This window comes from Nodosilinea sp. P-1105 (assembly GCF_012911975.1).
Classification (GTDB): Bacteria; Cyanobacteriota; Cyanobacteriia; order Phormidesmidales; family Phormidesmidaceae; genus Nodosilinea.
Window position 1 is genome coordinate 24,881 of record NZ_SMDQ01000064.1, and the last position, 6,689, is coordinate 31,569.

At 54.5% G+C, this 6,689-nt stretch carries 4 protein-coding genes; 3 read left to right on the forward strand and 1 reads right to left on the reverse strand.

The window, feature by feature from the left end:
- Nucleotides 1-109 precede the first annotated feature (109 nt).
- Nucleotides 110-1,642 (forward strand): anthranilate synthase component I family protein, encoded by a 1,533-nt coding sequence (locus E1H13_RS20965; RefSeq protein ID WP_169616317.1) that lies wholly within the window; start codon nt 110-112, stop codon nt 1,640-1,642.
- A gap of 216 nt (nt 1,643-1,858) precedes the next feature.
- Here the strand turns inward: E1H13_RS20965 and E1H13_RS20970 are convergent, their stop codons facing one another.
- On the reverse strand, nt 1,859-2,974 hold the full coding sequence (locus E1H13_RS20970; RefSeq protein WP_240966764.1) for a septal ring lytic transglycosylase RlpA family protein: 1,116 nt from the start codon (nt 2,972-2,974) through the stop codon (nt 1,859-1,861).
- A gap of 739 nt (nt 2,975-3,713) precedes the next feature.
- Between E1H13_RS20970 and E1H13_RS20975 the strand changes: the two genes are divergently transcribed.
- Nucleotides 3,714-3,914 carry a hypothetical protein gene (locus E1H13_RS20975; RefSeq protein WP_169616319.1) on the forward strand — a complete coding sequence of 67 codons (201 nt, stop codon included), beginning with the start codon at nt 3,714-3,716 and terminating at the stop codon, nt 3,912-3,914.
- Between the two features lie 134 nt (nt 3,915-4,048).
- The gene (locus E1H13_RS20980) at nt 4,049-6,586 is read left to right on the forward strand and encodes an EAL domain-containing protein (protein ID WP_169616321.1); all 2,538 of its coding nucleotides are present in this window, start codon (nt 4,049-4,051) and stop codon (nt 6,584-6,586) included.
- Nucleotides 6,587-6,689 lie beyond the last annotated feature (103 nt).

The window sequence follows — 6,689 nt, forward strand, 5'->3', positions numbered from 1 at the left end:
ACTGGACTTGGTATACCCCATTGACTCTGGACTCATTCATATCCTGATATCCCCAAGGGCATGGCATCGCTATGCCCTTTTTGCTGGCCTAGCGCTGTAGAATAACGTCATGATTTTTCCCGACCTCCAGCAGTTTAAGTCTTACGCCAGCCAGGGCAATTTTGTGCCGGTTTACCAAGAATGGCTGGGGGATTTAGATACCCCTGTCTCAGCCTGGTACAAGGTGTGTGCTGGCCAGCCTTACAGCTTTTTACTCGAATCAGTCGAAGGGGGTGAAACCCTAGGCCGCTATAGCTTTTTAGGCTGTGATCCCCTGTGGGTGATAGAAAGTCGAGGCTCCCACTCAACCCAAACCCATCGGAATGGCACAGTCAGCCACTTTGAGGGGAATCCCTTCGACATTTTGGCCGATTGCTTGGCCCCCTATCAGCCAGTTAAGCTGCCCTCGTTGCCCCCCGGAATTGGGGGTCTTTTTGGCTTTTGGGGCTACGAACTGATTCGCTGGATTGAACCGACTGTGCCGGTCTATCCTGCAGCCGCCAATGATCTCCCCGATGGTCTATGGATGCAGGTGGATAGCCTGCTGATCTTTGATCAAGTGCAGCGCAAAGGGTGGGCGATTGCCTATGCTGACCTGCGCGATCCAGCCCGGTCGGTGGAAGATGCTTACGGGGAAGCCTCCGATCGCGTCCGCCAACTGATCCACAAGCTGACCTTACCCTTGGGACCCAACCAGGTGCCCCTGGCCTGGAGCCCACCAGGCGCCCATGGCAAAGCCCCAATACCCTACACCAGCAACCGCACCCCCGAAGAGTTCTGTGCCAGCGTCGAGCAGGCTAAGGCCCACATTGAAGCCGGGGATATTTTTCAGGTGGTCATTTCCCAGCGCCTGACCACCACCTATGCCGGAGAACCCTTCGATCTCTACCGCTCTCTGCGGCAGATCAACCCCTCCCCCTACATGGCCTACTTTAACTTCTATGACTGGCAAATCATCGGCTCTAGTCCAGAGGTAATGGTTAAAGCCACCCTAGAAGGCGGGCCTGATTCTGCTCGCATTGCCACAGTGCGACCCATCGCTGGCACCCGCCCCCGGGGCAAGACCGGGGCTGACGATACCGCCCTAGAGCAGGATTTACTGGCTGACCCCAAAGAAATTGCTGAACATGTCATGTTGGTTGACTTGGGCCGCAACGACTTGGGCCGCGTCTGCCTGAGTGGCACTGTCCAGGTGGACGAACTGATGGTGGTAGAGCGGTATTCCCATGTGATGCACATTGTTAGCAATGTGATTGGCCAACTGCGTCCCAGCAAAACCGCCTGGGATCTACTGAAGGCCTGCTTCCCAGCGGGTACCGTCAGCGGTGCCCCCAAGATCCGTGCCATGCAAATTATCCATGACCTAGAGCCCTGCCGCCGAGGTCCCTACTCTGGGGTCTATGGCTATTACGACTTTGAAGGGCAGCTGGACACGGCCATTACCATTCGCACCATGGTGGTACAGGCTAACCCCAAAGGGGGGCATACCATCAGTGTGCAGGCTGGGGCAGGGCTGGTGGCTGACTCGGTGCCTGAGAACGAATACCAGGAAACGTTGAATAAAGCGCGGGGCATGCTGGAAGCGATTCGCTGCTTAACCTGAGTTCAAAGGAGCGGAAGAGCACATACAGCGGCTTACTGGCGCTAACGGTTCCCTAGAACGCCAGTACAGAAACTCGGTTTCTTGGCCAGACAGCAGATTATGTCGTTAGAGCAGCGACGAAGAAACCGGGTTTTTAGCCATACTGAACCGATGCTCTAGGGGATTTATTCGATTGCCCACTGAGCCCCTAAGTCTTGGCCCCAGAGGGTAGCGTGACTACCGGGTCGCGACGATATCCCCTTGCCAGGCCCGGGGGATCCCCTCCGCCAAAATAGTAGCTTCATAGGGAATTAGCCCCACCTCTTCTGCCCCCAGGCATTGGGCGGCGGCATAGGATAGATCTAAGGAGCGATCGCCGATGTAGGGACCGCGATCGTTAATCCGCACCACCACAGTTTTATCGTTCAACAGATTACGCACTTTTAAAGTGGTGCCAAAGGGCAAGGTCTTATGGGCTGCCGTTAAGTCATGTTGGTCGAAAATCTCACCCGTCGCTGTCTGACGGCCATGAAAATAGGGACCATACCAAGACGCAATACCTTCCAACCTTTGCGAGGTTTCCCCCAACCCCTCGGCAACCATATGAATGGGGCTAGGGTCCAGGGGAGGGGCACCCAAGGCATCGCGCAGGTTATTCACCCAATGGGCAACAGTCAGGGCTGGGTGATCGGCATAGGGGCCATAGATATTCTCTGGAAGGACAAACACGGTCTGCCCCTCTAGTTGAGCGGCGGCTGTATCGCCATCACCACTAATCTGGGGGGTCAGCCCGGCAGCATTGGCTTCTAGGGCGGGCAGTGCTTGCCGAATTTGCTGGGCCACCTGATCAGCCGTTGCCTGGGAACCGACCTCACCAATGACGACATTGTTCACTTGAATCGTAAACCCAGTCCCAGAGATCGAGGCGGGATCAATCGGGGTAGTTAGCACGGGTAAATCTCGGACGTGAGCCGCACAAAAGTCCTGGCTAGCGACGGCTGAGGTCAGATCGGCCTCTGTAGGCGTGGCCAGGTCGTCTGTAGCGGTCCTATTCTCAGAGGAGACTACCGTAACGGCAGCCGTGGCAGCCCATAGACTCCAGTCTATTTCTGCTAGCCGGGACGAATTGATTTGCGGCTGTAGCTCGCGCGGGGACTCCTCTAGCCATGGAGCATGACCATCCCCTGCGGTATCGACCGCGACCATGACTCCTTCAGCTGACCAGGCCACATGAGGGCTAGTAGCCCGGGGAACAATCTCTAAGGCCCGAGCTGGGGGCAATAGGCTGAGTTCACTGTGGAAGGCAAGTTGACTTGGTAGAGCGGCAACCCAGATTAATCCCAATAAGGTCATAGATGCGTGTGCTGAAATCAACGCACAGAGCACCAATGACATCCTCATCCTGACGGTGAAATGTCTAATCAGTCGATGCCCCATGCTTAATCAAGCCAGCTATCAGGCCATAGCCTGGACGTGGCCAGGTCATGACGCTGCAAAACAGCCGACTTTCGAAACCGTAGACTCAAATCGTGTTAGTTTTTTAACCTAACACTGCTGACTTGGTATCGGCAAGCACAATTCACAGGAATCTTTTGTGGATGCCCACTATGACTATCCAATTTGAATATCTTGAATATCCCCGATGACTATCTGCGACCACAGGCCCAACCAGACCCCAAAAAAGTAGCAGCCCCATCAAGGCAACCCATGGCAGGGCTGGACGGGGCTGGAGACGCAGTTAGGAGGTATCTTGCTCTAAGCATATCTGCCCCCTCTAGCTCCAGTGAGTTCCCTTAATAAGTTTTTAATGTTACTCCGGGGCAAAGATTACAGATTTGCAATAGATAGCTGTCTAGCGGGGGGCCTCGTTTCGGTAACCCCAAGCTACGAGAGCCCGAATATTTCATCTGGACGCTGCCCAAAGGGCTTTATGGCGCCATGAAGCTTACGTAAATGATGATCAATCATGTATTCAATATCACCTGGGCGGTGAAGGATCTCAGTAGGAGAAGCGGTTAGGCTACCGACGCCCATGATCGCTGTATCCCCTCCGAAAAAAGGAGTTCCATTGTTCACATTAGAATCCCAGCGTATGAAAGCAGTCCTGATCCGGTTGTTTCTTTTGCCCGGGGGAGTAACGCTACTGCTGATCTTAAGTATTGGCGGCTTAATCCTGGCTCACTGGCCTGAACCATCCGCCCAACCCCATGCCCAAGGTGACCGGGAAGAATTTCCGGGGCAGCGCAGGGGGGGTGGCACCCACTGGGACAGTCGCCCCCATTCCATGGCTTAATGGCATTACTTCCGGTAGTTGACAAGACACAGGATTAAAGATATCCGGATAGTCCTGCAGTGCCCCTGTATGAGTTGATCTAGGGTTCTGGGGCTGTAGGCCTTAGGTGTTCTACCAATTTTCCGGGTTATTCCATGGTGCATTTTCGGGACTGGCCCTTGAGGCAGCAGTGTCAGCGGTTTAGTTCGCTACTCGTTCAGCGGTTAAACTTTGGTGGTCGAGCGATTGCACTGTCAACGCTGCTCGCCCTAGCCTGCGTATCTGGCGGCAGGCGGCTGGGACTGTGGCAAGGACTGGAAATCGCTAGTTTTGACCTGCTGACTCGATTGCAAACAACCCAACCACCTGACTCGCGCCTGTTGCTGATAGAGGTGACTGAACGAGACTTAGAAATCTATGGCTGGCCCTTGTCTGACCAGGTGGTGGCTGATGTGATGGCTAGGTTGCAGCGTCATGCCCCCTCTGTAATTGGCCTAGACCTGTATCGCAACACGCCTCAGCCCCCGGGGCGGGACGCCTTGGCACAACAGTTACAGGCGGATAATGTGATCGGCATTAGAAATGTAGGGAGTCAGCCCAATGGTGGGGAGGTGCCCGCCCCATCTGAACTGGCACCGGATCAAGTAGCTTTTAATGACTTAGCCATTGACCCGGACGGGATCGTCAGGCGCAATTTGCTGTATGTGGGCAATCCGGCTGAAGGGCATTACTCGTTTCCCTTGCGGATAGTTTTGGCTTACCACGACGACTTGGACTTTGTCGTCGATCAGGAGGGCGATCGCCTGCGCATTGGTGAGACCACACTGCCGGCGCTACTGCCTGGATCGGGGGGCTATGCCAATATCGACAATCGCGGCTACCAAATTTTACTCAGGTACCGCACCCCCGGTTCCCCAGCCCGTACCCTGACCATTGACCAGGTGTTGAACGAGCAGGTACCCCCTGACTGGGTGCAGGGCAACATTGTCCTGATTGGGTCAACGGCTTCGAGCTTGAAGGATGAATTTTTTACCCCCTTTAGTTTGGAGCAGTCTAGCCGATTTTTGATGGCGGGGGTTGAGGTCCATGCCCAGGCCATTAGCCAACTGTTAGATGCGATCGCTGGGGAACCTGCCCTTTACCGATTTATGCCCCAGTGGGGAGAACTGCTGTGGACCGCCACCTGGGTGGTGATGGCAGGGGCCTTGGGTTGGCGGATGCGTCGCCCTGCCAATCTGCTGCTGGTGGGGGTAGTGGCTGTAGCCACTATTTGGGGATTGGCAGGCTTGGCGCTGGCCCAACTGCTATGGGTTCCAGTAATTGAACCGATGGCAGGGTTTTTACTGGCCTTGGGGTTAGTGGTGACCCAAAAGGCTCTGTACCGCAGCAGCTACGATCAACTGACCCTATTGCCAGGGCGAGACGTCTTCCTGCTCCATGTACAGCGGGCCTTACAGCAGCAGGCTGACGGTGACTGGGGGCTACCAGTCACCGTGGTATTTATGGATGTGGATCGGTTTAAGTTAATCAATCAATCCTTTGGCCATTCGGTGGGCGATCGGGTGCTGCGGACCATGGCCCAACGCCTGCGTCAGCACTTACCGGAATCGGCCCATGTTTCCCGGGTTGGGGGTGACGAGTTTGCCTTCCTACTGCCGGCCCATGACGTCAAAACAGTTGACCGAGCGCTGAATCACCTACAGGCAGCGCTGGCGAAGCCGGTATTGATTACCCAACGGCCGTTATCAATTACCAGCAGTATGGGGGTAGCGATGGCCCACCAAGGCCGCCCCCCTAAGGCTGAAGACTTGCTACGGGACGCCCACACAGCCATGTATCGGGCCAAGGCACTGCAAGAAGACTATCGCTACGAAATTTTTTCCACGACCATGCACCAGGAGGCGATCCGTCGCCTTGACTTAGAAAGCCATTTACTTAGTGCTTTTGAACACCAAGAGTTTTTACTGCACTACCAGCCGATTGTATGTTTGCAAACCAAGCGAATCAAAGGCTTTGAAGCGCTAGTGCGGTGGTACCGTCAGGGGGAGGGGTTTGTATCACCAGGACAGTTTATTCAAGTGACTGAAGAAACTGGCTTAATTATCAGCTTGGGCCAGTGGATTTTTCGGGAGGCCTGTTGTCAACTCCAACAGTGGCAGCAACAGTTTCCAGGGCGCGATCTGAAAATGAGCATTAATCTGTCCCGGCGGCAGTTTCACCAGGTGGATTTAGTGGAACAGTTTGCCCAGTGTCTAGATCAGTTGGGGGTCCCAGGGCACCAAATTCAGCTAGAAATTACCGAAAGCATGATCATGGGAGATGTGGACGAGGCCCAGCGACTGATGCATCAGCTTAAAGATTTGGGGTTAAAGTTAGCGATTGATGACTTTGGCACGGGTTATTCATCCCTGAGCTATCTCCACCGGTTTCCTACCGATACGTTGAAAATTGATCAATCTTTTGTGGGACGCATGGACAACCATGGCGATGATTATGAAATTGTGAACACCATTGTCAGCCTGGGCCATAAGCTAGGGATGGATCTGGTGGCGGAAGGGATTGAGACCCAGGCCCAGATTGAGATGCTGTTGGCCATTGGCTGCGATCGCGGCCAAGGCTACTGGTTTTCAAAACCTCTCAGCAGCCAGGAGGCGACGGTTCTGTTGCAGGGTGCCTGTCCCTGGGAGCTTTAGAGCATTAGTACAGGGTATCAAGTTCCCAATACTGTTCGGATAAACAGAATTTCAGTATATTTGCACTGTTCTGACAGAGCAGGTGTATGGTGCAACTCAAGGA